General features: G+C 69.1%; 27 protein-coding genes. 13 read left to right on the forward strand and 14 right to left on the reverse strand.

Translation table 11 applies throughout. From position 1 onward, the window contains the following. Positions 1 to 285: 285 nt before the first annotated feature. From DFR50_RS05360 to DFR50_RS05375, 4 genes are all read right to left on the reverse strand, one after another. Positions 286 to 1,428: an adenylate/guanylate cyclase domain-containing protein gene (locus DFR50_RS05360; RefSeq protein WP_113888177.1), complete on the reverse strand. Its 1,143-nt coding sequence runs from the start codon at positions 1,426 to 1,428 to the stop codon at positions 286 to 288. 96 nt (positions 1,429 to 1,524) lie between these two features. Then, entirely contained in the window at positions 1,525 to 1,689 is a 165-nt protein-coding gene (locus DFR50_RS05365) for a Flp family type IVb pilin (RefSeq protein WP_113888178.1), read from the reverse strand. 166 nt (positions 1,690 to 1,855) lie between these two features. Next, positions 1,856 to 2,203, reverse strand: a complete 348-nt coding sequence (locus tag DFR50_RS05370; protein ID WP_113888179.1) for a DUF1491 family protein — start codon at positions 2,201 to 2,203, stop codon at positions 1,856 to 1,858. Between the two features lie 4 nt (positions 2,204 to 2,207). Beyond that, complete coding sequence (locus DFR50_RS05375) at positions 2,208 to 2,822, reverse strand: peptidoglycan-binding domain-containing protein (protein ID WP_113888180.1); 615 nt, start codon at positions 2,820 to 2,822, stop codon at positions 2,208 to 2,210. Between the two features lie 301 nt (positions 2,823 to 3,123). Here DFR50_RS05375 and DFR50_RS05380 point away from each other — a divergent pair, with 301 nt between their 5' ends. Both DFR50_RS05380 and DFR50_RS05385 read left to right on the forward strand, forming a co-directional pair. Then, on the forward strand, positions 3,124 to 3,417 hold the full coding sequence (locus DFR50_RS05380) for a hypothetical protein (RefSeq protein WP_147262659.1): 294 nt from the start codon (positions 3,124 to 3,126) through the stop codon (positions 3,415 to 3,417). Positions 3,418 to 3,484: 67 nt separating this feature from the next. Continuing rightward, the gene (locus DFR50_RS05385) at positions 3,485 to 3,904 is read left to right on the forward strand and encodes a SufE family protein (protein WP_113888182.1); all 420 of its coding nucleotides are present in this window, start codon (positions 3,485 to 3,487) and stop codon (positions 3,902 to 3,904) included. 5 nt (positions 3,905 to 3,909) lie between these two features. Here DFR50_RS05385 and DFR50_RS05390 read toward each other — a convergent pair whose 3' ends face one another. From DFR50_RS05390 to DFR50_RS05400, 3 genes are read right to left on the reverse strand one after another with little or no spacing between them, the layout of a single operon-like run. Then, entirely contained in the window at positions 3,910 to 4,818 is a 909-nt protein-coding gene (locus DFR50_RS05390; protein ID WP_113888183.1) for a c-type cytochrome, read from the reverse strand. A gap of 15 nt (positions 4,819 to 4,833) precedes the next feature. Continuing rightward, positions 4,834 to 5,280, reverse strand: coding sequence for a c-type cytochrome (locus DFR50_RS05395; protein WP_245427331.1), 447 nt, complete (start codon positions 5,278 to 5,280; stop codon positions 4,834 to 4,836). 32 nt (positions 5,281 to 5,312) lie between these two features. Further along, positions 5,313 to 7,631: a xanthine dehydrogenase family protein molybdopterin-binding subunit gene (locus tag DFR50_RS05400; RefSeq protein ID WP_113888184.1), complete on the reverse strand. Its 2,319-nt coding sequence runs from the start codon at positions 7,629 to 7,631 to the stop codon at positions 5,313 to 5,315. A 357-nt stretch (positions 7,632 to 7,988) separates the two neighbouring features. On the opposite strand from DFR50_RS05400, the gene DFR50_RS05405 reads away from it, so the two are divergent. The 6 genes from DFR50_RS05405 (at position 7,989) to secB (ending at position 13,500) form a co-directional block, all read left to right on the forward strand. Next, entirely contained in the window at positions 7,989 to 8,690 is a 702-nt protein-coding gene (locus DFR50_RS05405; RefSeq protein ID WP_147262660.1) for a hypothetical protein, read from the forward strand. A 169-nt stretch (positions 8,691 to 8,859) separates the two neighbouring features. Further along, positions 8,860 to 9,384: a 3-hydroxyacyl-[acyl-carrier-protein] dehydratase FabA gene (fabA, locus tag DFR50_RS05410; protein WP_113888186.1), complete on the forward strand. Its 525-nt coding sequence runs from the start codon at positions 8,860 to 8,862 to the stop codon at positions 9,382 to 9,384. Between the two features lie 42 nt (positions 9,385 to 9,426). Beyond that, entirely contained in the window at positions 9,427 to 10,650 is a 1,224-nt protein-coding gene (gene fabB, locus DFR50_RS05415; RefSeq protein WP_113888187.1) for a beta-ketoacyl-ACP synthase I, read from the forward strand. 44 nt (positions 10,651 to 10,694) lie between these two features. Further along, positions 10,695 to 11,492 carry an enoyl-ACP reductase FabI gene (gene fabI, locus DFR50_RS05420; RefSeq protein WP_113888188.1) on the forward strand — a complete coding sequence of 266 codons (798 nt, stop codon included), beginning with the start codon at positions 10,695 to 10,697 and terminating at the stop codon, positions 11,490 to 11,492. A 98-nt stretch (positions 11,493 to 11,590) separates the two neighbouring features. After that, the gene (locus DFR50_RS05425; protein ID WP_245427333.1) at positions 11,591 to 12,850 is read left to right on the forward strand and encodes a lytic murein transglycosylase; all 1,260 of its coding nucleotides are present in this window, start codon (positions 11,591 to 11,593) and stop codon (positions 12,848 to 12,850) included. 164 nt (positions 12,851 to 13,014) lie between these two features. After that, a complete protein-coding gene (secB, locus tag DFR50_RS05430) occupies positions 13,015 to 13,500 on the forward strand; it encodes a protein-export chaperone SecB (RefSeq protein WP_113888189.1) in 486 nt (161 codons plus the stop codon). Between the two features lie 2 nt (positions 13,501 to 13,502). Here secB and dnaQ read toward each other — a convergent pair whose 3' ends face one another. The 5 genes from dnaQ to DFR50_RS05455 are packed head-to-tail and all read right to left on the reverse strand — an operon-like array spanning position 13,503 to position 17,147. Continuing rightward, positions 13,503 to 14,219: a DNA polymerase III subunit epsilon gene (gene dnaQ, locus DFR50_RS05435; RefSeq protein WP_113888190.1), complete on the reverse strand. Its 717-nt coding sequence runs from the start codon at positions 14,217 to 14,219 to the stop codon at positions 13,503 to 13,505. Beyond that, a complete protein-coding gene (coaE, locus tag DFR50_RS05440; protein WP_113888191.1) occupies positions 14,212 to 14,820 on the reverse strand; it encodes a dephospho-CoA kinase in 609 nt (202 codons plus the stop codon). The genes dnaQ and coaE overlap by 8 nt, the downstream gene beginning before the upstream one ends. Then, the gene (locus tag DFR50_RS05445; RefSeq protein ID WP_113888192.1) at positions 14,817 to 15,674 is read right to left on the reverse strand and encodes a shikimate dehydrogenase; all 858 of its coding nucleotides are present in this window, start codon (positions 15,672 to 15,674) and stop codon (positions 14,817 to 14,819) included. The genes coaE and DFR50_RS05445 overlap by 4 nt, the downstream gene beginning before the upstream one ends. Continuing rightward, positions 15,671 to 16,321, reverse strand: a complete 651-nt coding sequence (locus tag DFR50_RS05450; RefSeq protein WP_113888193.1) for a Maf family protein — start codon at positions 16,319 to 16,321, stop codon at positions 15,671 to 15,673. The genes DFR50_RS05445 and DFR50_RS05450 overlap by 4 nt, the downstream gene beginning before the upstream one ends. Further along, a complete protein-coding gene (locus DFR50_RS05455; RefSeq protein ID WP_113888194.1) occupies positions 16,314 to 17,147 on the reverse strand; it encodes a pyruvate, water dikinase regulatory protein in 834 nt (277 codons plus the stop codon). The genes DFR50_RS05450 and DFR50_RS05455 overlap by 8 nt, the downstream gene beginning before the upstream one ends. A 462-nt stretch (positions 17,148 to 17,609) precedes the next feature. Here DFR50_RS05455 and hemJ point away from each other — a divergent pair, with 462 nt between their 5' ends. The 5 genes from hemJ (at position 17,610) to DFR50_RS05480 (ending at position 22,502) form a co-directional block, all read left to right on the forward strand. Further along, entirely contained in the window at positions 17,610 to 18,038 is a 429-nt protein-coding gene (hemJ, locus tag DFR50_RS05460) for a protoporphyrinogen oxidase HemJ (protein ID WP_113888195.1), read from the forward strand. Between the two features lie 222 nt (positions 18,039 to 18,260). Continuing rightward, positions 18,261 to 19,526, forward strand: coding sequence for a transcription termination factor Rho (gene rho / locus DFR50_RS05465; protein WP_113888196.1), 1,266 nt, complete (start codon positions 18,261 to 18,263; stop codon positions 19,524 to 19,526). 17 nt (positions 19,527 to 19,543) lie between these two features. Further along, on the forward strand, positions 19,544 to 20,431 hold the full coding sequence (locus DFR50_RS05470) for a chorismate mutase (protein WP_245427335.1): 888 nt from the start codon (positions 19,544 to 19,546) through the stop codon (positions 20,429 to 20,431). Further along, positions 20,428 to 21,543 (forward strand): pyridoxal phosphate-dependent aminotransferase, encoded by a 1,116-nt coding sequence (locus DFR50_RS05475; RefSeq protein ID WP_113888197.1) that lies wholly within the window; start codon positions 20,428 to 20,430, stop codon positions 21,541 to 21,543. The genes DFR50_RS05470 and DFR50_RS05475 overlap by 4 nt, the downstream gene beginning before the upstream one ends. Next, a complete protein-coding gene (locus DFR50_RS05480) occupies positions 21,540 to 22,502 on the forward strand; it encodes a prephenate/arogenate dehydrogenase family protein (protein WP_113888198.1) in 963 nt (320 codons plus the stop codon). The genes DFR50_RS05475 and DFR50_RS05480 overlap by 4 nt, the downstream gene beginning before the upstream one ends. A 224-nt stretch (positions 22,503 to 22,726) precedes the next feature. On the opposite strand, the gene DFR50_RS05485 is transcribed toward DFR50_RS05480, so the two are convergent. Next, positions 22,727 to 23,191, reverse strand: a complete 465-nt coding sequence (locus DFR50_RS05485) for a hypothetical protein (RefSeq protein ID WP_113888199.1) — start codon at positions 23,189 to 23,191, stop codon at positions 22,727 to 22,729. Between the two features lie 53 nt (positions 23,192 to 23,244). Continuing rightward, positions 23,245 to 24,027: a lysophospholipid acyltransferase family protein gene (locus DFR50_RS05490; RefSeq protein ID WP_113888200.1), complete on the reverse strand. Its 783-nt coding sequence runs from the start codon at positions 24,025 to 24,027 to the stop codon at positions 23,245 to 23,247. Positions 24,028 to 24,052: the final 25 nt, after the last annotated feature.

The raw sequence follows: 24,052 nt of genomic DNA on the forward strand, positions 1-24,052 counted from the left end.
AAAAACCCCTCTTGTAGTGAAGACCTTTTCGCTCAAGCCATTGCTTTCCTTCACGCCGCTACCCGAAAATTGGCCGAATCCGCGAAGACGGGCTAACGTCACAATCGCAAGCGTAAGACCGCGCAGGGTCTGGTTCCGCTTTCAAACAGCCGGGCGCTTGCGCCGCAAGCGACACACGTCCAATCCGAACAGCCTAGTCGAAACTTCTGCTTTTCACAACACATTGCTTTCCGGACGCCGCGCTCCCCTTCGGCGCCGCATCCGCGCCGCGCGGGCTCGACGCCGTCATCCGCAACGCCTGTCGTCCCGAGGGGCGGCCCGCTCGACGACGTGGGCGACGACCGGCGACTGGCGGCCGCGAATGGCGACCTCGACGGCCTCGGCGACCCTCACGCCGTCCGGAATCGTGATCCGCCCGACGAGGTCGCCCGACGCCACGAAGCGGGCGTTGACCGACTTGCAATGGTCGCACAGGCGGGAGCCGACGTTCATCGTATCGCCGAACAGCGCCAGTTGCCGCTTTTCGCCGCCGCATTCGCTGACGATCACGGGCCCGACGTGCGCGCCGGCGCGGAACTCCGGAACCAGGCCGAACTCCGCGCGGTAGGCCGGGGCGAGGCGGACGATGGCGTCGTCGATGGCGAAGAAGCTCGCCACGCACCGGGAGTCGAGCGCGCGGTTCCCGGTCACGGGCCAGAGGATCACCACCTCGTCCCCGACATAGGCGTGCACCTCGCCGCCCGAGTCGCTGATCGCCTCGTCGATGTCGAAGAAGAAGCGCGTGATCAGGTCGTGGACCCGAAGTTCGCCCATCGCCTCGGCGAGCCGGGTCGAATGGGCGAGGTCGAGGAACATCACGATCCGCTGCTCGCGGGACGGGCGCAGGTAGGTTCCCAGGAGCACGCTGGTCAGCATCGGCCGGCCGATCAGCCGCAGCGTCTCGGCGAGCGCGCCGAACACCAGCGACAGGCCGAAGCCGATCGCCACGATGCGCGGCAGATTGGTGGTCAGCCAGCGCCGGGTGAGCCAGTCGAGCCGGTACGGCTCGGCATAAAGAAGGGCCTGCAGCGCCAGACCGACGGCGATCAGCGCGACCGTCAGGGTCAACGCTTTCACGAGCGCCTCCACCGCGAGCGGCAGGCGCCGAAGCCTGGCGCCGAAGCGCGACCGCTCGGCGGAGGCGAAACCGATCTGGACGGACCAGACGGTGAAGCCGAGCCCTACGCCGTGCAACCCGCTGCGCAGGAAGTTCCCCAACGTCGCTTCGGCGCTCTGATCAAAAAGGAAGCGATAGCCGACGCCGATGGCGAAGCCTGCGAGCGAGGCCCAAACGAGAAGGCCGGCGCGGCGAACGGCGCGGCGCGCCAGGGGTCTCGGGCGAGGCCCGGGCGGCGGCGGGATGCGGCGGCGGGCGTCCTCGTCGCTCATGCGGATGATCCGGGCGAGTCGGAGGGTGTTTCACACAAGGCCGGCGGGAGCGCATCGCGCGGACCCGGGGTCCGCTCCGCCGGGCGGAGCGGCGCCTCAGCGCAGCGAAGCGGCGAATTCGCCGAGCACGCCGCCGCTCTTCGTTCCGACCGTCTCGGCCGCGGTCACGATGAAAATGGCGATCAGCGACGCGATCACCGCATACTCAATGACGGTGGCTTCGGAACGGTCATTGAAGAGCTTTCGGAAAGCCTTGATCATAGATCTTGCTCCTGCGCGTGGGATCCGCACGATCTTGTACTTCGAGGTGGCGAAATTGAGACGCGCGACAACTATCTCTGAACGCTTTCCAGTGCGTTAATATCCACTTAATATCCACAACCTGGGCGAAAGCGCTGGTCCTCACGAAAGGCGCGATATTGAACCGTCAGGAAACGAGGTCGATCCGCGGCTCGCCGTTGCGGTCCTCGACCTCGACGATCCAGAGATCGGGATCGAACCGCACCTGGCGCGCGAGGCGCGCCTCGGCCTCGGCGGGGTCGATCCATTCCGCGTCGTGCATTCGCGTGAAGACCCGGTCGACGCCGGGCGGCGCCTCGGCCGACAGGGATTGCGGCGCCGGGCCGTAGAGCGCGGCGCGGCCGTCGAGGCGATCGAGCTTGACGACGATCGCGCCCGCTTCGGCCGCCCCGCGGCGGCGCAGCGCGGCGAACGCGCCGTCTGCATTGCGGCGGCGAAGATAGGCGGCGACCCAGATGTCGGCCCTCAGGCGCATGTCGTCAGTGCGCGGCCGCGCGCGCCGCCGCGCTCAATTGCTTGACCAGTCGGGGCGTGATCTCGGTCGAAAGCGGCAGCCCATGCGCACGCTCGAATTCGCGCAGCGCCTGGTCGGTCGCAGGCCCTTGAACGCCGTTGGCCTTGAGCGCGTGGCCGAGCTTGGCCAGCGCCGTCTGGGCCTCCTTGACGAGCCTCGAATTGTCGGCCGGCGGCTCGCCCCGGAGAAGGTCTCCGATCGCGTCCGGCGCGCGCGCGGCCGGCGCCGCGGACCGCGCGGCCGGCGGGGGAGACGGCGGCGCCGCCGCGGGCGGCTCGCGCGCGGCGGGGGCGGACGGGGGAGGCGGCGGCGGCGAAGCGACCGGGACGGGCGCTGCGACCCTTTGCGGAGGAGGAGGCGCGAACAACGGCGCAGGATGGCGCTCGCGCTGAAGAACGAGCGCGTTCACCCCGATGCCGACGAGGAGCGCCGACAGGATCGCCCCGACGACGAAGCGAGGCGAGAGAGCCGCCGCGAGGTCCACCGTCCGCCTGAGCAGGCCCGGTCCGCGCGGCGCGGATTTCTTTCCCGGCCGCGACAGGACGGCATCGTTGCGAATACGGGCAAGCGCTTCGGTCATCGGTCGTCTCCCCGATCTCCAGCTTCGAGAGGACGCGCGCCCGGTCGCGCGCCGTCCAGGAACGGCGCGATCTGGTCCGCATGGTCCTTGCGAACAGGGATCGCACGCCGATCTTAACCCAACGCTAAGGTTGAGACATCGTCGCCGAACTGAGACGGTGTTCCGCGGCATGGTTAACAATCCGTGCCGACAGCCGGCGCGCCTGGTTAAGGAAATCTTGTCGAAGCGCATACAATTCGATCAGACCTTGCGACGATTCCTTCGAGCCTCTCGGCTACGCTGCCGGCGCTTGGAGGCGTCGGTGGGCTTCGTCGTACGAACGATTTTCTGGCTGGGCCTGGTGTACAGCCAGATGCCGCTCGACTTCGGCTCGCTCGTTTCCGATGGATCAGCGGGCCTCATGGGCGCCAATCCGCTGGCGGATTGCGTCCGCGGCGCGACCGACGCCTGTCGCCATCGGATCGCGGACCTGCACAAAGCCCTCGACGCCGCCGTCGCGCTCGGGCTGATCGACCCCGGCGCCGCGGCGGTCGGCCCGGCCGTCGCGAGCGACGCCCGGCCTTCGCGCAGGCTCGAGCCGGGCCGCTCCAACTGATGAGCGCTGGCCACGGCCGGCGGCCGGTCGCTATACTGCGCCGCAATCCGAGTTTCGCGAGGCGCCGGTGACTGCATTCGACACGATCCAGGAGGATTTTTCTTCGCTCGACGAGTGGGAGGATCGCTATCGCTATGTGATCGAGCTCGGTCACGGGCTCGAGCCGTTGAGCGCGGAGGCGCATAACGACGTCAACAAGGTGCGCGGCTGCGTGAGCCAGGTCTGGCTGGAGAAGGCGCTTCGCGCCAACGAGGCCGGCGAGACCATCCTGCACTATCGCGGCGACAGCGACTCGCATCTGGTGCGCGGCCTCGTCGCCATCGCGATCGCGCTCTATTCCGACCAGACGCCGGCCCACATTCTGGCGACCGACGCCATGGCGACCTTCCGCTCGCTCGGCCTCGAACAGCACCTCACGCCGCAGCGGTCCAACGGCGTCCGCTCCATGATCGAGCGCATCCGCAAGGACGCCGCCGAGGCGGCCTGAGGGTCTCAGGGCGCGGCCGGCCGGACCGTCTTGAGAAAGTGGGTGATCGCGTTCAGGTCGCCCTGCGGAACCTGCCCGAGATTGCGCACCACGGCCGCCATCGGACCGCCGAGCGAATCGCCGGACGGCGTGAAGCCGGTCGAGAGGGCGTAGGCGATGTCGCTGTCCGACCAGTCGCCGAGCCCGGCGGCGGTGATGTCGGGCGCCTTCCCCTTGCCGTCGGGAAGCGGCGCGCCCGTCAGGCGGCGCGACTCGACCGGACCGCCGAGAAAGGTTCGCGGCGTGTGGCACTCGCCGCAATGGCCCGGACCCTCGACGAGATAGCGCCCGCGATCCTGCGGATCGGCCGGCGCCGCCGCGACCGGGCGGACCGCCGGCATGTACAGCAGTTTCCAGAACCCCAGCGCCCTGCGGATGGAAAACGGAAAGCCGAGCCGATCGGCCGGCGCGCGTCCGGAAACCGGCGGCGCGGTCTTCAGGAAGGCGAACAGGTTGCGGACGTCGTCGACCGACATCCGCGCGTAGGAGGGATAGGGAAACGCCGGATAGAGGTGCCCGCCGTCGCGGGAGACGCCGGCCATCAGCGCATTGGCGAAGTCGACCGCCGACCAGGCGCCGATCCCGTCGGCGCGGTCGGGAGAAATGTTCGGCGGGAAGAACGAGCCGAACGGCGTCTTCAGCTCCCGCCCGCCGCCCAGGCGCAGCGGGTCGGTCTGGCCCGGCGACATGTGGCACGAATCGCATCCGGCGAGAAAGAACACGATCTTTCCCGCGCCGGGGTCGCCCGGCGCCGAGACGGCGCGCGCCGTCTCGGGGTCGATTGGACGCGGCGCGGAGAGAACCCATGCAGCCGCCGCCACCCCCGCGACGAGGATGGCGATCCCGACCGCGAGCGCGGTGCGCGACGTCGTCATCGGCGCCGCCGCCGGTCAGCTCTCCTTGGCGCGATAGGTCTCGTGACAGCCCTGGCAGTTCTTCAGGACCCCCATGATATTGGCCTTGAAGGTCGCCGCGTCGACGATCGCGCCGGACGCCGCCGCTGAATCGGCGCCGAGCTTCTTGAAGCGCGCGTCGAAGTCGGCCGTGTCGGTCCAGACCGCCGCGAGGGCGTGGGTGTCGCCGGCCTGGCTGTCGGACGGGAACAGACCGGGCATCTTCGCGGCGGCGTTCTCGTAGGTCGCCAGCGCCTTCTGCACGGTCGCGAGATCGAACGGCGCGCCCTTCAGCATCGCGATGACCGGCTTCGTCGCCTCGCCGTTGTCCTTCATCAGCGCGCGCCGCTCCTTGATCGCCTCCGCGCCCGACATCGCCAACGCGGCCCCGACCCCCACCGCCAGGGCTGCGAACGCGACCGACCCTCTGCCCAGCATTTTCATCGCTTCCTCCCGTCCTCGTCAGCCGTTTTGCGTCAGGCGGGACGCTTCGACGCCTCCGCCTTGCGAATCGCGCGAAATATCGCCTGCGGCGTCGCCGGCATGTCGATGTCCGCAACGCCGTAGGCGCGCCACAGCGCGTCGACGACGGCGTTGACGACCGCCGGGGCCGCCCCGATCGTGCCCGCTTCGCCCGCTCCCTTCAACCCCATCGGATTGGTGGTCGAGGGCACGTTGCGCGTCTCGAAGGCGATGGCGGGAAAATTATCGGCCCTCGGCATGCAATAGTCCATGAAGCTCGCGGTCAGGAGCTGGCCGTCGTCATCGTAGACGGCGCCTTCCATCAGCGCCTGGCCGACGGCCTGGGCGACGCCGCCGTGCACCTGTCCTTCGAGCAGCAGGGGATTGAGGGTCGCGCCGAAGTCGTCGACGATCGTGAACCGGTCGAGCCGCGCGACGCCGGTGTCGGGGTCGATCTCGACCTCGCAGATGTGCGTCCCGTTGGGATAGGTCGCCATGTCCGGGGTATAGGCGCCGAGGCCCTCGAGCCTGTCGGGCGTCGCGGCCGGCAGCGCGGCGATCTCGGCGAACGACAGCGATCGGTCGGTGCCGACGATGCGGAACGCGCCGTCGACGATCTCGAGATCGGAGGCGGCTGCTTCCAGCGCGTCCGCCGCGAGGTCGGCGAGCGAGTCGGCGAGCGTCTTCGCGGCCCGGCCGGCGGTCACGGCGCCGATCGGAATCGAGCGTGAGCCGCCGGTGCCGCCGCCGCTCTTCACCCGGTCCGAATCGCCCTGCACGACCCGGATGCGTTCGAGAGGGATATCGAACCGTTCGGAGACGACCTGGGCATAGGCGGTCTCGTGCCCCTGCCCCGTCGACTGGGTGCCGATCAGCAGGGTGAAGGTCCCGTCCTTGCCGAGCGTGAGCGAGGTGTCGGACTCGCCCGCGCCCATCGCCGTGCACTCGACGTAGCTCGCAAGGCCCAGGCCCCGCAGCCGTCCGCGGGCCTTCGACTCGGCGGCGCGAGCGGCGAAGCCGGCGACGTCGGCCTTGTCCGCGCAGCGGGTCAGCGCGCCGGCGAAATCGCCGACGTCGTAGGTGCGCTTCGTCTGCGTCAGGTAGGGCATGGCGGCGGACGGAACGAAGTTCCTCAGGCGGATTTCCTCCTGCGACAGTCCGGTCTCGCGGGCGCAGCGGTCGACCAGCCGCTCGAGCAGGTAGGCCGCCTCCGGCCGACCCGCGCCGCGGTAGGCGTCGACCGGAACCGTATGGGTGTAGACGCCGCGCACCCGCGCCGCCAGCGCGTCGATGGCGTAGGGGCCGGTGGCCATCGTCACCCCGAGCCAGGGAACGAAGGGGGCGAACTGGGACAGATAGGCGCCGAGATTGGCGACGACGTCGACGCGCAGGGCGAGAAACCGGCCGTCCGCGTCGAGCGCCATCTCCGCCGTCGCGACATTGTCGCGTCCGTGCGTGTCGCCGACGAAGTGCTCGGAGCGGTCGGCCTGCCAGCGGACGGGACGGCCGAGCCTCTGCGCCGCGACGAGCAGGAGCGGGTATTCGCGATAGAGAAAGATCCGCGTGCCGAAGCCGCCGCCCACGTCGCCGGTGGTCACGCGCAGCTGATCGGGCGCGATCTTCAGCACCTGGGCCACGGCGTCGCGGAGCCCGTGCACGCCCTGGCTGCCGACGTGCAGGGTCAGCTTGCCGGTGTCGGGATTGTACGCCGCCACCGCCCCGCGCGGCTCCATGTAGTTGGCGACGACGCGCGGGTTGACGATGGTGATCGCGACTGTGCGCGCCGCCGCGGCGAACGCTTCGTCGGTCTTCGCCGCGTCGCCGAGGCGGGCGTCGAACGCCACGTTGCCGGGCGCGCCGGCAAACACCCGAACCGCCTCGGGGCGCAGCGCGTCCACCGCCGCGGCGACCGCCGGAAGCGGCTCCCAGTCGATCGCGAGCCCTTCCGCGCCGTCGCGCGCGGCGAACTCCGAGCGGGCGACCACCATGGCGACGATGTCGCCGACGTGGTGGGCTTCGTCCCTCGCCATCGCCGGATACGGCTTCGACGGCGTCTTCGATCCGTCCGCGTTGGCGACCAACCCGAAACAGGGCAGGTCGGCGAGATCGGCGAAGTCCGAGGCGAGGTAGACCGCCTCGACGCCGTCGACCGCCGCGGCCCGGTCCCGGCCATGCGCGAAAAAGCGCGCATGCGCGTGGGGACTGCGGACGAAGACCGCGTGCAGCGCGCCGTCGGGCGCGAGGTCCGACGTGTAGCGGCCTTCTCCGCGGACGAGCCGATCGTCCTCGACCCTGCGAACGGGCTGGCCAACTCCGAATTTCATCACAGTCATGAGGTCATCCTCCTCGTCAGCCGGGCCGATGGCCAATGGTTCGTTAATCCCGCGGGCGGACAATCAAACACGTTATCGTGAACCGCGGGCGATGCCGAAATGAGCGACCACCCCCTCGAAGACATGGACGCCGCCGGAACGGCGGAAAGCCGCGACGGTTCCCGGCCAACCGCGTCCGATCGCCAAGACGCCGGCGCGCCCGACGGCGCCTCGTCCGACGGTCCGGGGCGGGCGCCGTCCCGGGAGCTTGCGCGCCGGCCTGCGGCATTGCCCGCGGTCCCGTCGCGCATCGCCTGGGAGGATCTGGAAGATCGCGGACGTACGGAAGCCCGGCCGCGCCCGCACCGCCGATCGGCGGTGGCCTTCGCGTCCCTCGGGCTCGCCGCCATCGCCCTCGCGGCGGTCGCCTTCGTCGCGGTCGATCGCCACCGGCAGGCCGGCCTGCTCGCCGAGCGCGCTCGCGAGAATGCGACGCTCGAGCAGACCGTGTCCGCGCTCAACGCGCGGCTGCAGGCGATCGAGAGCGCGAAGGGACGAGACGACCTCGCCGAGCTTCGCCGTTCGGTCGGCGACATGAAGTCGGCCGCCACGACGTCGCGGGAGCTCGCCGCGGCGATCGCGCAGCTTTCGCAGCGGGTCGAGAAGCTCGATCGCGAGCAGGGCGCCAAGCTCGACCGGCTCGGCCAGCGGGTCGACCAGGAGACGACGGCGCGCACGGCCGACCTCGCGTCGCGGCTCGACAGGCTCGAGAAGAAGCCGGCGCAGGCGGCTGCGACGCCGCCGGGCCCGGCGGCGCCTCCGCCGACATTCGGGGCCAATGTCTCGATGGACCCGACCGGGTCGATCGCGCGGCCGAGGCAGGCGCTGCGCGGCTACGTCGTGCTCGGCGCGCAGGACGACATGGCCCTTGTCGGCGGTCGCTACGGCGAGCGCCCGGTGCGGGCGGGAGACTATCTGCCCGGCGCCGGCCGCGTCGAACGCGTCGAGCGGCAGGGTCCGAACTGGGTCGTCGTCACCGACCAGGGTTTCATTCCATCGGCCTACGGCGCGCCCGACTGAAGCCTGCGGCGGTCTCGAGTCCGGCGAGCCCTGTGGCCGTCGCGCATCAGTCGCGACAAAAGCGCCACGAGGCCGCGCCGCGCTTTCGATCAGAGGGCGCTTGTGTTACGAAGCCGCGTTCAAGGGTTCGAGCGTCTCGCCGCGTCGGCCCGATTGACAGACGGCGATCATGGCAGAACGGCGCAAAAGCTTCTCCTACGAAGACCTCCTGGCTTGCGGCAGAGGCGATTTGTTCGGCGCGGGAAACGCTCAGCTGCCCCTGCCTCCGATGCTGATGTTCGACCGGATTTCCGAAATTTCGGAGACCGGCGGCGCCAACGGCAAGGGCGGGGTCCGGGCGGAATTCGACATCAAGCCGACCCTGTGGTTCTTCGACTGCCACTTCAAGGGCGACCCGGTCATGCCCGGCTGTCTCGGGCTCGACGCCCTCTGGCAGCTCACGGGGTTCTTTCTCGGCTGGCTCGGTCTGCCCGGACGCGGGCGCGCGCTCGGCGTCGGCGAGGTCAAGTTCGCCGATCAGGTGCTTCCGACCGTCAGGAAGGTCGTGTACGGCGTCGACATCAAGCGGGTCTTCAAGGGCAAGCTCGTTCTCGGCATTGCGGACGGCTGGCTGGAAGCCGACGGCAAGCGCATCTACGACGTGAAGGACATGCGGGTCGGCCTGTTCACGCCGACCGCCCCCGCTTCAGCCTGACGAGCGGGCCCGCCGCGACGCGCTGTTCATGGAGAGATTGGGATGAGACGCGTCGTCGTCACCGGGCTGGGGATCGTATCGTCGATCGGAAACAACGCCGAGGAGGTGGCGGCCAGCCTTCGCGACGCCCGATCCGGCGTCACCCGGTCGGCGAAAATGGCCGAGCTCGGCTTCCGTTCGCAGGTCCACGGCGCCCCGACCCTCGTCGCCGAGGAGGTGGTCGACCGCCGGGCGCTGCGCTTCCTGGGCGGCGGCGCCGCCTGGAATCACGTCGCCATGGAACAGGCGATCGCCGACAGCGGGCTCGCGCCCGATGAAGTCTCCAACGAGCGGACCGGCATCATCATGGGCTCCGGCGGCCCCTCGACGCGCACCATCGTCGAGGCCGCCGACATCACCCGCGCCAAGGGGCCGAAAAAGATCGGACCGTTCGCGGTGCCCAAAGCCATGAGCTCGACGGCGTCGGCGACGCTCTCGACCTGGTTCAAGATCAAGGGCGTCGGCTACTCGATCGCCTCGGCCTGCGCGACCTCCAATCACTGCGTCGGCGCGGCCTACGAGCAGATTCTCATGGGCAAGCAGGACGTGATGTTCGCGGGCGGCTGCGAGGAGCTCGACTGGACGCTGTCGGCGCTGTTCGACGCCATGGGGGCGATGTCGTCGGCCTATAACGACACGCCCGCGCGCGCCTCGCGCGCCTACGACCGGAACCGGGACGGATTCGTGATTTCCGCCGGCGCCGGCGTTCTCGTGCTCGAGGACTACGAGCGGGCGAAGGCGCGCGGCGCGAAGATCTACGCCGAGATCGTCGGCTACGGCGCGACCTCGGACGGGCACGACATGGTCGCGCCGTCGGGCGAGGGCGCGGCCCGCTGCATGCGCCAGGCGCTGGCGACGGTGAAGGTCCCGATCGACTACATCAATCCGCACGCCACCTCGACGCCGGTCGGCGACGTCAAGGAGATCGAGGCTTTGCGCGAAGTGTTCGGCTCGGGCGAGAAGTGCCCGCCGATCTCGGCCACCAAGTCGCTCACCGGCCATTCGCAGGGGGCGACCGGCGTGCACGAGTCGATCTACTCGCTCCTCATGATGCGCGACCGGTTCATCTGCGAGAGCGCGCACATCGACGAGATCGACCCGGCCTTCGCCGACATGCCGATCCTGCGCGAGCGGCGCGACAACGTCGATCTGCGCGCCGTCCTGTCGAACTCGTTCGGCTTCGGCGGCACCAACGCGACGCTCGTGTTCAAGCACGTCGACGCCTGACGGCGCCCCGCAAGACCCGATCCCGAGAACCCGAAGAGCGCGCGATGTCGTCCGGCCTGATGCATGGGAAACGCGGCCTCGTGATGGGCGTGGCGAACGACCATTCGATCGCCTGGGGAATCGCCAAGGCGCTGGCCGCCGAGGGCGCGGAACTCGCCTTCACCTACCAGGGCGAGGCGCTCGGCAAGCGGGTGACCCCGCTCGCCGAAAGTCTCGGCTCGTCGCTGGTCGCGCCTTGCGACGTCGAGGACCTGGGGTCCGTCGATTCGGTCTTTTCCCGGATCGCCGAGGCGTGGGGGTCGATCGACTTCCTCGTCCATTGCATCGGCTTCTCGGACCGCAACGAATTGAAGGGCCGCTACGCGGACACGAGCCGGGAGAACTTCGTCCGCACGATGGTGATCTCCGCCTTTTCGTTCACCGAAGCAGCCAAGCGGGCCGCCGCCCTGATGCCCTCGGGCGGGGCGATGCTGACGCTCACCTTCGGCGGCTCGACCCGGGTGATGCCCAATTACAATGTCATGGGCGTCGCCAAGGCTGCGCTGGAATCCAGCGTCCGCTATCTCGCCGCCGACCTCGGCCCGGACAACATCCGCGTCAACGCGATTTCCGCCGGACCCATCCGGACGCTGGCGGGAGCGGGCATCGCGGACGCGCGCTTCATGTTCAATTTTCAGCGCGCGCACTCGCCGCTGCGCCGCACCGTGACGATCGAGAACGTCGGCGGCGCCGCGCTCTATCTGCTGTCGAGTCTGTCGGAAGGCGTCACCGGCGAGGTCCATTTCGTCGACGCCGGCTACAACGTCATCTCGATGCCGAGGCCCGACGACATCAAGGAGTAGCCGGGCGAAGCCGGCCGGGGCTCTTTCCGCCTCGCGATTCTGGTATGATCGGCCGTCCCGGCGCCGTTTTTTCGGCGCCCGGTCGGAGGAACGAGGGCTTGGCGCGAAACGGAATGCGCGGGGCGCGGCTGCGGCGCCGTTTCCGGGCCCTGGCCCGGGCGGTCGCGATCCTCGTCCTGGCGGGTTCCGTCGCATTGGCCGACGCGCCGGCCCGCCGCCCGCCGGCGGCGCGCGACCTCGCCTTCGCCGGCTTCGTCGCCTCGCTGTGGCCGATGGCGGAAATTCTCGGCGTCTCGCGGAAGACGTTCAACGACGCCTTCGCAGGCGTCGCCTTCGACCCGAAAGTCGTTGCGGCGACCAGACGGCAAGCCGAGTTCACGATTCCGGTTCGGGACTATATCGCCGCCGCGGTCTCGCCCGACAGGATCGCCCGCGGGCGGGTAGCTGCGCAGACGGTTTCGTCGTGGCTCGACGAGGCGGGCCAGATGTACGGGGTCGATCCAGCGATCCTGACGGGGATCTGGGGGCTCGAATCGGACTTCGGCTCGTCCCAGGGAACGTTCGACGTGATCCGTTCCCTCGCGACGCTGGCTTTCGTTCGTTTCCGAGACACCTATTTCCGCGACGAACTGCTGGCGGCGCTGATGATTCTCCAGAACGGCGACATCGCGCCGCGCGCAATGGTCGGTTCGTGGGCGGGCGCGATGGGCCAGACCCAGTTCATGCCGTCCAGCTTTCTCGAATTCGCGGTCGACTTCACCAACGACGGGCGGCGCGACGTCTGGACGAGCAAAGCCGACGCCATCGGCTCGACCGCCCGATTTCTCGCCGCCAACGGCTGGAAGCGGGGGCTTCCCTGGGGCTTCGAAGTCACGCTGCCGCCCGGGTTCACGCTCAGGGACGCCGATTCGGCGGCGCCGGCGGCGTTCTCCGACTTCGCCGCCCGAGGCGTCGTGCGAGCGGACGGAAAGCCGTTGCCGGCAGAGGGCGTGGGCCGTCTGCTGATGCCCACCGGGCTCAAGGGGCCGATCTTCCTCGTCACCGCCAACTTCGACGTCATCAAGACCTACAATTCCTCGACGGTCTACGCGCTCGCCGTCGCTCTGCTCGGCGACGAAATCGTGAGCCGGTCCGGTCTCAGGGCGCCCTGGCCGCCGTCGGACCGCGCCCTCGGACCGAACGAGGTGCGCAATCTTCAGTCTCGACTGAAGTCGCTGGGTTATGATCCCGGGGCGATCGACGGGATGGTCGGGGACACGCTGCGCGCCGCGGTGCGGAAGTACCAGGAGCGGAACGGCCTGCCTCCGGACGGCTATGCGGACGTCGCCCTCCTGAAGCGAATCGAGTCCGGCCAATGAGCCGGCGACCGCCGCCTGGCGGCGCAACCGTTCGCCCGGCGCGGCGGCTCCCGCTCGCTGCTTGTTCGCCCTGATCCGGCGTGCTAGGCGACGCCACGAGATTTCACGGCTCGACGCGCACCGCGTGCGAACGATCGGGCGAGGCGGACAAGAGGAGCGGAGAGATGGCCGAAGACAACGGTAACGGCGCGGAAGCCCCGAGCACGTCCCCCCGGTTCACAGTGCTGGCGCAGTACACCAAGGACCTGTCGTTCGAGAACCCGAACGCGCCGCGAACCCTCGGTCCGCAGCCGACCTCGCCCAATCTTTCGGTTCAGATCAACGTCAACGCCCGCCAGCTCGGCCCGACCGATTACGAGGTCAGCCTGATGCTCGAGGGCGGCGCCGGGCAGGGCGCCGACACGATGTTCAAGTTCGAGCTCAACTACGCCGGCGTTTTCCGCGTCGAGAACTTCCCGGCCGAGCAGGTTCAGCCGATCGTCATGATCGAGGGTCCGCGCCTCCTGTTCCCGTTCGCGCGCCAAATCATCGCCGACGCCGTTCGCGGCGGGTCCTACCCGCCCCTGTTCATCGACCCGATCGATTTCCACGCCCTCTACCTGCAGCGTCTCGCCGCCGCCGGCGGCCAGCAACAAACCCAGCCGGCCTGATCTCAGGTCCCGGTTCGCGCCTCGACCGCGACCGGATAGCGAAGCCAGATCGCCCCTTCACCCAGGGCGGTCAGGAACGCCGCGTGCGCCTCAGCCTCCTCCGGGCGCAGACGGGCCGCTCGGGCCGGGCGCGGCGCGAGCGGGCGCGAGGTCGGCGCGAACCCGGCTCCGCCGACGTCGCGCGCGTCGTCGAACGACAGAGACCGCTGCCTCCCTCCCGTCAGTTCGCTGTAGATCTCGACCAGGATCTCCGCGTCCAGCAGCGCCCCGTGCTTCACCCGCTTCGAGCGGTCGATGCGGTAGCGGTCGCACAAAGCGTCGAGGCTGTTCGATTGCCCCGGGTGTTTCTTGCGCGCCAGAGCCAGCGTGTCGACGACCCGCTCCAGCGCGATCGGCTCACGGCCGAGCAAGGCCAGTTCGGCGTTGAGGAAGCGCATATCGAATTCGGCGTTGTGAATGACGATCCGCGCGTCGCCGACGAACGCCAGAAACTCGTCCACCACCGCGGCGAAGACGGGCTTGTCCCTGAGATGCTCCGCCGTATGGCCGTGAACCCGCGCCGCTTCCTCGGGAACGTCGCGCTCCGGGTTGATCAGGTGATGGAAAACGCGCCCGGACGGCGCCTGGTGGATGATTTCGACGGCGCCGATCTCGAGCAGCCGGTGTCCCTCGGCCGGGCTGAGGCCGGTGGTTTCCGTGTCGAGCACGATCTCACGCATGGTCGGTCCTACGTCCTTCCAGACCCGCGACGGCGCGCAGACATTGCGCCACCTGGGCGCGCGTCTTTTCGAGGCTGCCGCCGGTGTCGATGACGGCATGCGCGCGGCGACGCTTTTCCGAATCGCCCATCTGACGCGCCAGAATCGCATCGAGCTTTTCGTCGGTCATCCCCGTCCGCGCCAGCGCGCGGGCGCGTTGCGCCGGCGCGGGCGCGCTGACCACGATGACGAGGTCCACCTCCTTGTCGCCGCCGGTCTCGAACAGCAGCGGCACGTCGACGATCGCGATCCGGCGCCCATCGCCTGCGGCGCGGGACACGAAACGCTTCCGCATCGCCGCGACGGCCGGATGCACCAGGCCCTCGAGTCGCGCGAGCGCCGCGGGCTCGTTGAGAACGACCCGCGACAGTCGATCGCGATCGACCCGGCCGTCGACGACAACGCCGGGAAAGGCGCGCCCGATCGTTTCGACGCCGTCGCCGGCGTAAAAGGCGCGCACCGCGGCGTCGGCGTCGAACACCGGCGCGCCGAAGCCAGCGAACATGGCCGCGACCGTCGACTTGCCCATCGCGATCGAGCCGGTCAGTCCCGCCACGATCATCGCCCCGCCTCCTGCGCCCGGACGTCCGCCTCGACCAGCGCGCGCAATTCGGGCGTGACCTCCGGCCGGCGCCCGAACCATCGTTCGAACGCCGGCGCGGCCTGGTGGAGGAGCATCCCGAGGCCCTCCACGGTCCTCAGGCCGCGGGCGCGCGCCGCCTCGATCAGGGAGGTGCGCAGCGGAACATAGACGATGTCGGAGACGACCGCGTCCGGCGGCAGGGTTCGCAGGTCGATGGCGAGCGGCGGCTGCCCCGCCATGCCGAGGGTGCTCGTATTCACCAGGCAATCGGCGCCCGGAAGGAGCTCGGGAAGATTGTCCCACCCCGCGACGACGACGGGCGCGCCAAAGGCGGCCGACAACGCCTCGGCCCGGCTCCGCGTTCTGTTGACCAGGACGACGCGCTCGAACCCGCGCGACACGAGGGCATGAACGATTGCGCGCGCGGCGCCGCCGGCGCCGATCACCAGCGCCGAGCGGCGATCCGCCCAGCCCGGCGCCGCCTCGTCCATGTTGGCCAGAAACCCTGCGACGTCGGTGTTGTCGCCCCACAGCCGCCCGTCCTCGCGCCAGAGCGTGTTGACGGCGCCCAGCGCCTCGGCGGTCGGCGTCCGGCGATCGCAGGCCGCAAACGCCGCCTCCTTGTGCGGGACCGTGACATTGGACCCGACGAGGCCGTTCCTGCCGATCTCGGCCGCGAAGGCTGCAAAGGCGCCCGGAGGAACAGGAAAGCGCTCGTACGCGCCCTCGATTCCGAGCCGCTCCAGCCAGAACCCATGGATGAGCGGCGAGCGCGAATGGGCGACGGGCCATCCCGCCACTCCGGCGCGAACGCGGGCGCTGGGCTGCGTCATAGCGAAAGCAGTCCTTCAGCCCGCGCCCAGGCGAGCAGCGCGAGCAGCGGCAGCCCCAGGATGGTGAAGTGATCGCCGCGGATGCGCTCGAACAGGTGCGCGCCCAGCGCTTCGAGTTGATAGACGCCGACGCTCGACAGGACCGCGGGTCCGGCGAGATCGAGGTAGCGCCCGATCGTCTCGTCATCGAGCGGACGCATGTCGAGTTCGGCCGTGTCCTCGGTGACGAGAAGCGCCGCGCCGCCGCGGGCGACGCAGACGGCGGAAGTCAGCCGGTGGGTGCGTCCGGCGAGCGCGGCGAGCGACTGCGCCGCCTCGCGTCGGTCGCGCGCCTTGTGGAGGAGGCGGCCCTCGACGGTCAGGGTCTGGTCGGCGCCGATGCACCAGGCGTCCGGCCGGGCCGCGCTGACGGCCAGGGCCTTGGCGCGGGCGAGGGCGCAGGCCAGATCGCCGACCGCGCCGCCGGCGGCGAAATGCCGCGCTTCCTCGGCGCGCTCGTCGACGTCGGGGGCGACGGATTCGACCGTCAGCCCGCTGGCGGCGAGCAGCGCAAGCCGGCTCGCGCTCCGCGAAGCGAGGACCAGAGGCGCGCGTCCTGTCCACAGGGCCGGCTTGGGGGTGCGGACGTCGCCGGAGGCGTCAGCCATGGGTGATGAACTTGAGCCGGTGGGCGCGGTAGAGATCGAGGATGGCGGCGGCGGTTTCCTCGATCGACCGGCGCGACACGTCGATGACCGGCCAGCTCCTGTCGGCGAACAGACGCCGAGAGGCGGCGATCTCCTCCGCGACCGCGACCCGGTCGACATATTCGCTCTGCGCGTCGGCGTTGAGCGACAACAGGCGGTTCTGACGGATCTGGACGATCCGGTCGGCCGAGGCCACCAGACCGACGATCAGCGGGTGGCGCAGGTGCACGAGCCCGCTCGGCAGCGGGACGTGCGGCACGAGCGGAATGTTGGCGGTCTTGTAGCCGCGGTTGGCGAGGTAGATGCTCGTCGGCGTCTTCGAGGTGCGGCTGACCCCGACGAGGACGATGTCGGCATGCTCGAGATTTTCCGGCAGCTGGCCGTCGTCGCTCATCATCGTGAAATTCAGGGCGTCGATGCGCTTGAAATAGTCCGCGTTCAGCATGTGCTGCGCGCCGGCGCGCGGGGTCGAGTTCTGCCCGAGATAGGATTTGAACAGGTTCAGGATCGGCCCCAGGACGCTGAGGCAGGGCGAGCCGAAGGTCTCGCAGCTCTCCTCGAGCCGCCGCGACAGATTTGCGTCGACCAGGGTGAACAAGACGATGCCCGGCGCGTTCTCGATTTCCGCAATGACGCGATCGAGCTGCTCGGGCGTCCGCACCAGAGGATAGACGTGCTCGATGGAGGCGACGCCCTGGTATTGGGCGGACGCGGCCCGCGACGCGGCGATCAGGGTCTCGCCCGTCGAATCGGACACGAGATGGAGGTGAAAATAGCTGCGGCCCAAGGTCGATCACCCCCGAGAATTCCCGTCGGTTATAGTCGGTGAATAGCGCTGTGGACAGGGCGGGACAGGCGCTGTCCCCCGCCAAGAATCAGCGGCGGCCCCGGGATCGCCGCCGCGTTTTCTCCCCAGGATGGAAATCGTGGACAATCGGTAAACGGAATCGGCCGGCTCCGGTGAATTCCGGGGATAAGCCGGCGCCCGCTCTCCATCCCACGGGCAACGGCAAGAAATCCTTAACGAAGCGTTAAGGCGATACGCCGGACGACGGCGGCGCAAGAGCGGCGGCGGCGCCGCTTTCAGGGGACGAACGAGGCGCAATCCGGAATCTCGGCTACGGACACCCTAGAAAAGAAATCAGACTCCAGATTCCATCTTTCCTGTCTTGCCTCCCGTCGAGGCCTTGCACAGCTCGCCGAAGCCCCCTATTCGCGGTGGCCTCCCTGACGAACTCTCCCGGAGCCAATGGACACGTACCTCTGGGTCAAGGCCCTGCACATCATCGCGGTGATCGCCTGGATGGCGGGGATCCTCTATCTCCCCAGGCTGTTCGTGTACCACACGGAGACGCCGAAGGGCTCGCAGGCCTCCGAACTGTTCAAGATCATGGAGCGGCGGCTTCTCAAGGCGATCATGAACCCGTCGATGATCGTGGTCTTCGTCACCGGACCGCTGCTCGCCTGGTGGGGCGGCTACTGGACGGCGCCCTGGCTGCACGTCAAGATCGCGCTGGCGCTCGCAATCGCGGCGGTTCACGGCTACCTGTCGCGGCGCCTGAAGCTGTTCGCACGGGACGCCAACGACCGTCCGGGGGTTTTCTACCGGGTGCTCAACGAGGTTCCGACGATCCTGATGATTTTGATCGTCCTGCTGGTCGTCCTGAAACCGTTCTGAGGCGATCGGCGACGCGCTGCAATTGACCGTTGAAAATCGCATTCGAGCCGACTATGAAAGGCTCGCTTATCATCAACGCGCCTCACTCATGGCCGCGGACCCCAGGGTTTGTCCGGCCAGGGCGGCCCAATTAGGCCGCGGACCCTCCGTAGAGCGCTTTCCACCCTCCTCTCATGTTGCGACGGAAGGCCTCGGGCCGACCGTCCGAGGCAAAGGTCCCCGATGCGGGAAATCAAACTCAAAGACTTGAAACAGAAGACTCCCACCGAGCTCCTCGCCTTCGCCGAGGAGAACGAGGTCGAAAACGCCTCGACCATGCGCAAGCAGGAGCTCATGTTCGCCATTCTCAAGCAGCTGGCGAGCGTCGACGTCCAGATCATCGGCGAAGGCGTGGTCGAGATCCTGCAGGACGGGTTCGCCTTCCTGCGCTCGGCCGACGCCAACTACCTGCCCGGGCCCGACGACATCTACGTTTCGCCGTCCCAGATCCGGCGGCTGGGGCTGCGGACGGGAGACACGGTCGAAGGCGTGATTCGCAGCCCGAAGGAGGGCGAGCGGTACTTCGCCCTGCGCGAATGCAAGGCGATCAACTTCGAGGACCCGGAGAAGACGCGTCACAAGATCCACTTCGACAATCTCACGCCGCTCTATCCGAACGAGCGACTGAAACTCGAGGTGGAGGATCCGACCCGCAAGGACATGTCGTCGCGGGTGATCGACATCGTGGCGCCGATCGGCAAGGGCCAGCGGGCGCTGATCGTCGCCCCGCCGCGCACCGGCAAGACCGTCCTCCTGCAGAACATCGCCCAGTCGATCACCGCCAATCACCCCGAGTGCTACCTGATCGTGCTGCTGATCGACGAGCGGCCGGAAGAAGTCACCGACATGCAGCGCTCGGTCAACGGCGAGGTGGTGTCGTCCACGTTCGACGAGCCGGCGGTCCGCCACGTGCAGGTGGCCGAGATGGTGATCGAGAAGGCCAAGCGCCTGGTCGAGCATGGCCGCGACGTGCTGATCCTGCTCGATTCGATCACCCGCCTCGGCCGCGCCTACAACACCGTCGTCCCCTCCTCCGGCAAGGTGCTGACCGGCGGCGTCGACGCCAACGCCCTGCAGCGGCCGAAGCGGTTCTTCGGCGCCGCGCGCAACATCGAGGAAGGCGGATCGCTGACGATCATCGCCACCGCGCTCATCGACACCGGCTCGCGCATGGACGAGGTCATTTTCGAAGAGTTCAAGGGCACCGGCAATTCGGAAATCATCCTCGACCGCAAGGTGGCCGACAAGCGCACCTTCCCGTCGATGGACATCACCCGATCCGGAACCCGCAAGGAGGAACTGCTCGTCCCGCCGGACATCCTGAAGAAGATGTATGTGCTGCGGCGCATTCTCAATCCGATGGGCACGGTGGACGCGATCGAGTTCCTGCTCGGCAAGCTGCGCGAGACGAAGACCAACGCCGGCTTCTTCGAATCGATGAACACCTGACAGCGAGGAGCGGAGCGGTGACGGACGAGGCGCTGGAGCCAGGCTCGCCGCGGCCGACGCTCGCCGACCTGCGCAGCGATATCGACCGGATCGATCGGGCGATGCACGAACTCCTGATGGAGCGCGGCCGCATCATCGATCGGCTGATCGAGATCAAGACGCAGCAGGGCGGCGGCTCCGCATTCCGCCCGGCGCGCGAGGCGTCGATGATGCGCGCGATCGTCGAGCGCCATCGCGGACTGCTGCCCCTCGACACGGTCGAGGGGATCTGGCGGATCATCATCTCGACCTTCACCTACATCCAGGCGCCCTACAGCGTGCACGTCGACGTCTCGCGCGGCGATGCGCCGATGCGCGATTCGGCGCGCTTCCATTTCGGTTTCACCGTGCCGTGCGTGCCCCATCTCGGCGCCGGCGACGTGATCGCCGCGGTCGCCGGTTCGACCGGCGATCTGGGCATGTTCGCGCTCGACGGCGGACCGCGCGCGGACGCCTGGTGGACGCGGCTGACGCCGCGCGAAGCCCCCAAGGTGATCGCGCGCCTGCCGTTCGTCGAGCGCTCCGACCATCCGGCCGGCATGCCGGTGTTCGTGATCTCGCGGCCGCTCGCCGACGGGGGGGCGCGCGACGTCGTGCTGGAGGCGGTCAGCCTCGATCGCTGGCGGCCGGACTATCCGTTCGCGCTGGCCGCGATCGGAGCGGAGATCGTCGCGTCGGCGGCCGAGCGTATGGGCCTCGGGCTGCTGATCGCCCGGCCGGGCGCGATCGACCCGGAGCTGACGGCGGCGACGTTGCGCGCCGCCGGAGCGCGCGACGTGCGCAGCGTCGAGATCGGAGCGCATGCGGCGCGGGCGGACGCTGCGACGTTGCGCCCGGAGGGCGCCCGAGGCTATCGAGAGCCATGACCGCCGTTTCTTCGTTGCGCCCCGAACCCCGTCCCGAGATCCTGGACATCGACATCTACGTCCCCGGCAGAAGCCGGGTGGAAGGCGTCGCCAAAGTCCACAAACTGTCGTCGAACGAGTCGCCGCTCGGACCGTCGCCGAAGGCGATCGACGCCTACCGGGCGCGAGCCGACGATCTCGCGGCCTACCCGGACGGATCGGCGCGGGTCTTGCGCGAGGCGATCGCGCGACGGTTCGGCCTCGAACCCGACCGTATCCTGTGCGGCAATGGGTCGGACGAAATCCTGGCGCTGCTGGCCCACGTGTTTCTTCGCCCGGGCGACGAGGGCGTCTACAGCGCGCACGGGTTTCTCGCCTATCCGATCGCCATTCGCGCCGCCGGCGCGACGGCCGTGGTCGCGCCGGAAACGGACCGCACCGCGAACGTCGACGCGCTCCTCGGCAAGGTTGGACCACGGACCAAGATCGTCTATCTCGCCAATCCCAACAACCCGACCGGCACATACCTGCCCTACGCGGAGATCAGGCGGCTGCACGCGGCGCTGCCGGCCGATTGCCTGCTCGTGCTCGACGCGGCCTATGCCGAATACGTGACGCGCAACGACTACGCGGCGGGGCTCGAACTCGCGGCCTCGTGCGAAAACGTCGTCATGACGCGTACGTTTTCGAAGATTCACGGTCTCGCCAGCTTGCGCATCGGCTGGTCCTACGGGCCGCGGCGCGTCGCCGATGCGATCAACCGGGTGCGCTCGCCGTTCAACCTCAGCGGTCCGGCGATCGCCGCCGGCGCCGCGAGCCTCGACGACGCGGCGCACCTCGAGGCGGCCGTCGCTCACAACGACCGATGGCTGCCCTGGCTTTCCGCCTCGATCGGCGCGCTCGGGATCGAACCGACGCCGAGCGTGGCGAATTTCGTCCTGCTGACCTTCGGGCGGAACGGCGTCGGAACGGCGTCGGAAGCGGACGCGTTCCTGAGCGCGCGCGGATATATTCTGCGCGCTATGAGCGCCTACGGGCTGCCGCAGAGCCTGCGGCTGACGGTGGGGTCGGCGGAGGCGAACCGCGGTGTGGTCGAGGCGCTGGCCGAGTTCGTCGAGAGGTCGCGGTCATGAGCGAGCGGCTGGGCCCGCCGCTCGACGAGCCGGTGTTCGACGAACTCGCGATCATCGGCATCGGCCTGATCGGGTCGTCGTTGGCGCGGGCGATCCGTCGCCAGAATGCGGCGCGCCGCATCGTGGTGGCCGACGCCTCCGAGGAGGCGCTCGGTCGGGCGGAGGCGCTCGGACTCGGCGACGCGTTCACGACCGACCTCGCAGAAGGGGTGCGCAACGCCGATTGCGTGATCCTGTGCGCCCCGGTCGGCGCCAATGCGGCGATTGGGCGGGCGATCGCGCCGGCGCTGAAACTCGGGGCGATCGTATCCGACGTCGGTTCGGTCAAAGCGGACGTGATCGCCGCCTTGCAGCCGGTTCTGCCCGATCACGCCCGGCTGGTGCCGGCCCATCCGGTGGCGGGCACGGAACAATCGGGGCCGGACGCCGGATTCGCGACGCTGTTCGTCAACCGCTGGTCGATTCTGACGCCGCCGGAGGGCGCCGACGCCGCGGCGGTCGCGCAGGTGCGGCGCTTGTGGGAAGCGATCGGCGCCAATGTCGAGGTGATGGAGGCGGCCCACCACGACCTCGTGCTGGCGATCACGAGCCATGTTCCGCACTTGATCGCCTACAACATCGTCGGCACCGCGGCCGATCTCGAGGACGTCACGCGCTCGGAGGTGATGAAGTTTTCCGCCGGCGGTTTCCGCGACTTCACCCGCATCGCGGCCTCCGATCCGACCATGTGGCGCGACGTGTTCCTGCACAACAAGGACGCGGTGCTGGAGATGCTCGGCCGGTTCAGCGAGGATCTGACGGCGTTGCAGCGGATGATCCGGCGCGGGGACGGGGACGGGCTGTTTGCGCTCTTCACCCGGACGCGCGGCATTCGCCTCGGGATCGTCGCGCAGGGGCAGGAGACCGCGGCGCCGGATTTCGGTCGACGCGTTCCGGACGACGGAAAGGCCGGGCGCTAGGCGACGCGGGCCGGAGTCGAGGAGGTCGAGGGCGAACGGTCGTCAGCGGTCCCGTATCGCCGCGACAGGCCGGGCGGAGCAGCCGCGAGTCCGCCGTCGCTTGCGAAGAGCCGGACCGGCGCGCCTTGGAAGGGGCGGCCTCTCGTTGAGAGCCGCGCCGGCCCCCTTGCGGACTGGAAGGTTTGGGCGATCGTCACTCCCAGGGACTGCGCCCGCCTCGGCGGTCACGAGTCGATGCCCGCGTCGGGCCGGGTGTGGCCAACGAGACCCGCCGACAGGTCGGCGATCGTCTCGCGGCGATCCGCGGCCGAGCTCGACAACAGGTGAACGTGAAACTCGAGTTGCTCCGCCGAACGGCCCAGCTCCCGTTCCGCGCGCGCCAGCGCCGGCTCGGGGAAGGCGCCGGTGTCGAGGACGGCGAGGACCCGGCGCGCGCCGTCGCCGTCGAAGGCCGCGGCGAGCAGCACGGCGTCGCAATAGGCCGGACAGTCGGAAGCCGGGTAGACGGTGAAGACGTAGCTCTTGCCGGAGACCCCCCGCCACGAGCGGAATCGCCTCGCCAGCGCGGTTCGGGACAGGGCCGCGAACACTTGGCTCCCCGGCTCGCTTCGGTCGGTCCCGAGGCCCGAGCGCAGCCCGGGCGGCCTGTCGCCGCCGTTCGAATCAACGCCGACGTTGTATGACAACATGTCCAGGCTCCGCTACGGAACACGAACATGATTGGAACAAAAAGAGACCCTCGTCAAGCCGGAGCGGCGAGACGATCGCAGTTTGCCCCGACTTCGAGCAGCGCCAGCAACGACGGGTCGCGGTTGGCGGCCTCGGCGTTCAGACGATCGCAGGCCGCTTCGATCTCGGACTCGAGTCGCGCCATGAAGGCGTCGCGGCCCAGACCCGGCGGGATCGGCGGCAGATACTCGATCACGGCGACGCCGGGGCGGCGCAGGAACCCGCGCCGCCGCCAGAACAGCCCGGTGTTCAGCGCGACCGGGAGGCAGGGGACGTCGTTCGCCCCGTAGAGCGCGGTCACGCCCATCTTGTAGCGCGGCGGCGCGCCGGGCGGGCGGCGCGTGCCCTCGGGGTAGATGAAGATCTGCCGGCCGGCGGCGAGCACGGGTTTGGCGGCGGCTTCGATCTGCTGCAACGCCTGCCGACCGCGCGCGCGGTCGATGGCGATCTGCTTCGAGACGATCAGATAGAGGCCGAAGAAGGGAATGTAGGTCAGCTGGCGCTTGAGAATGATGGCGAAATCCGGGGCGTACTTGAGCAGTGCGAAGGTCTCGAGAAAGGACTGGTGCTTGGCGGCGATGATCACCGCGCCGGGCGGAATGTTCTCCAGGCCGCGATATTCGACCTTCAGGCCGCAGATCGTTTCGAGGAGCCAGACCGACGCCGCCCGCCACAGGTTGGCCAGGGCGAAGACGCCGCGCCGGCCGACCAGCAGCACAGGCGCGCCCACGATCATCAGGACCGTCAGGGTCAGGTAGAAGAGGATGTTGAAGGCGATCGAGCGGACGGCGAGCATGGCGGACAGTCGGCGAAGGAGGACA

It is taken from the genome of Roseiarcus fermentans (assembly GCF_003315135.1).
Classification (GTDB): domain Bacteria; phylum Pseudomonadota; class Alphaproteobacteria; order Rhizobiales; family Beijerinckiaceae; genus Roseiarcus; species Roseiarcus fermentans.

What these genes read in the sequence shown, in the direction of transcription:
- DFR50_RS05360 (WP_113888177.1), bottom strand. Translation starts at nt 1,428, where the DNA reads ATGAGCGACGAGGACGCCCGCCGCCGCATCCCGCCGCCGCCCGGGCCT.
- DFR50_RS05365 (WP_113888178.1), bottom strand. Translation starts at nt 1,689, where the DNA reads ATGATCAAGGCTTTCCGAAAGCTCTTCAATGACCGTTCCGAAGCCACC.
- DFR50_RS05370 (WP_113888179.1), bottom strand. Translation starts at nt 2,203, where the DNA reads ATGCGCCTGAGGGCCGACATCTGGGTCGCCGCCTATCTTCGCCGCCGC.
- DFR50_RS05375 (WP_113888180.1), bottom strand. Translation starts at nt 2,822, where the DNA reads ATGACCGAAGCGCTTGCCCGTATTCGCAACGATGCCGTCCTGTCGCGG.
- DFR50_RS05390 (WP_113888183.1), bottom strand. Translation starts at nt 4,818, where the DNA reads ATGACGACGTCGCGCACCGCGCTCGCGGTCGGGATCGCCATCCTCGTC.
- DFR50_RS05395 (WP_245427331.1), bottom strand. Translation starts at nt 5,280, where the DNA reads ATGAAAATGCTGGGCAGAGGGTCGGTCGCGTTCGCAGCCCTGGCGGTG.
- DFR50_RS05400 (WP_113888184.1), bottom strand. Translation starts at nt 7,631, where the DNA reads ATGACTGTGATGAAATTCGGAGTTGGCCAGCCCGTTCGCAGGGTCGAG.
- fabA (WP_113888186.1), top strand. Translation starts at nt 8,860, where the DNA reads ATGGCAGAACGGCGCAAAAGCTTCTCCTACGAAGACCTCCTGGCTTGC.
- fabB (WP_113888187.1), top strand. Translation starts at nt 9,427, where the DNA reads ATGAGACGCGTCGTCGTCACCGGGCTGGGGATCGTATCGTCGATCGGA.
- fabI (WP_113888188.1), top strand. Translation starts at nt 10,695, where the DNA reads ATGTCGTCCGGCCTGATGCATGGGAAACGCGGCCTCGTGATGGGCGTG.
- secB (WP_113888189.1), top strand. Translation starts at nt 13,015, where the DNA reads ATGGCCGAAGACAACGGTAACGGCGCGGAAGCCCCGAGCACGTCCCCC.
- dnaQ (WP_113888190.1), bottom strand. Translation starts at nt 14,219, where the DNA reads ATGCGTGAGATCGTGCTCGACACGGAAACCACCGGCCTCAGCCCGGCC.
- coaE (WP_113888191.1), bottom strand. Translation starts at nt 14,820, where the DNA reads ATGATCGTGGCGGGACTGACCGGCTCGATCGCGATGGGCAAGTCGACG.
- DFR50_RS05445 (WP_113888192.1), bottom strand. Translation starts at nt 15,674, where the DNA reads ATGACGCAGCCCAGCGCCCGCGTTCGCGCCGGAGTGGCGGGATGGCCC.
- DFR50_RS05450 (WP_113888193.1), bottom strand. Translation starts at nt 16,321, where the DNA reads ATGGCTGACGCCTCCGGCGACGTCCGCACCCCCAAGCCGGCCCTGTGG.
- hemJ (WP_113888195.1), top strand. Translation starts at nt 17,610, where the DNA reads ATGGACACGTACCTCTGGGTCAAGGCCCTGCACATCATCGCGGTGATC.
- rho (WP_113888196.1), top strand. Translation starts at nt 18,261, where the DNA reads ATGCGGGAAATCAAACTCAAAGACTTGAAACAGAAGACTCCCACCGAG.
- DFR50_RS05475 (WP_113888197.1), top strand. Translation starts at nt 20,428, where the DNA reads ATGACCGCCGTTTCTTCGTTGCGCCCCGAACCCCGTCCCGAGATCCTG.
- DFR50_RS05480 (WP_113888198.1), top strand. Translation starts at nt 21,540, where the DNA reads ATGAGCGAGCGGCTGGGCCCGCCGCTCGACGAGCCGGTGTTCGACGAA.
- DFR50_RS05485 (WP_113888199.1), bottom strand. Translation starts at nt 23,191, where the DNA reads ATGTTGTCATACAACGTCGGCGTTGATTCGAACGGCGGCGACAGGCCG.
- DFR50_RS05490 (WP_113888200.1), bottom strand. Translation starts at nt 24,027, where the DNA reads ATGCTCGCCGTCCGCTCGATCGCCTTCAACATCCTCTTCTACCTGACC.